Genomic DNA, 745 nt, shown 5'->3' with positions numbered 1-745 from the left:
CAATACGAGCAAGCATATTATTGGCTGCCTTTGGCGGCAGCGATCGCTATATTCTCGACGCCAGCCAGCTTAATCTGATCCATCACTTTAACAAGCAGCCCAGTCTGAGAGAATTCATCTGCTTGAATCACTACACCGCTTTCTGGGCTTTCAAATAATAAGCGCTCAACATTTCGACGCACCGCTCTCGGATCGACTTGGCGACGATTTATCCAAATCCGATTATCCTGTGTAATCGCCACCATGATTGAATTATTGTTCTGGATTTTGGTGGACTCAGCTTCTGGTCGATTTACTTCAACCCCCGCTTCTTTCACAAATGAAGTCGTAACGATAAAGAAGATTAACATGATAAATACGATATCCAACATGGGGGTCATATCGATTGCGTTTTCGTCTTCATTGTCACTGGAATTCAAATAAGGAAGCTTAATATTCATGCTCGTTTTAACTCTGTTAACTAACGCTTAATTGCGCCGTAAGTGCTTCTTGCCTTGATCTAGCGAGTCGATCAATCCTAGCTATTAATAGCAAACCAACAATTGCAACTGTCATTCCTGCCATCGTTGGAATCGTTGCCTTCGAAATACCTGCCGCCATAGAGCGAGCATTCCCTGTACCACTGTATGCCATTACGTCAAATACACTGATCATCCCCGTTACAGTGCCAAGCAAGCCCAACAGCGGACATATCATCACCAGCCCGCGCAAAATCCAGAGATGGAGCCTTAATTGATGTTTAAAT

Annotated in this window: 2 protein-coding genes; both read right to left on the bottom strand. The window is 44.0% G+C overall.

The genetic code is table 11. From position 1 onward, the window contains the following. Window positions 1-17: 17 nt before the first annotated feature. Window positions 18-434: an ExbD/TolR family protein gene (locus tag A3738_RS04500; RefSeq protein WP_369819766.1), complete on the bottom strand. Its 417-nt coding sequence runs from the start codon at window positions 432-434 to the stop codon at window positions 18-20. A 22-nt stretch (window positions 435-456) separates the two neighbouring features. Then, window positions 457-745, bottom strand: a 289-nt coding sequence (locus A3738_RS04495; RefSeq protein ID WP_197473588.1) for a MotA/TolQ/ExbB proton channel family protein, incomplete at its 5' end; no start/stop codon positions are given.

It is taken from the genome of Oleiphilus sp. HI0066 (assembly GCF_001635725.1).
The sequence above is the reverse complement of the archived record's forward strand: the minus strand, read 5'-3'. Positions and strand labels throughout refer to the sequence as shown.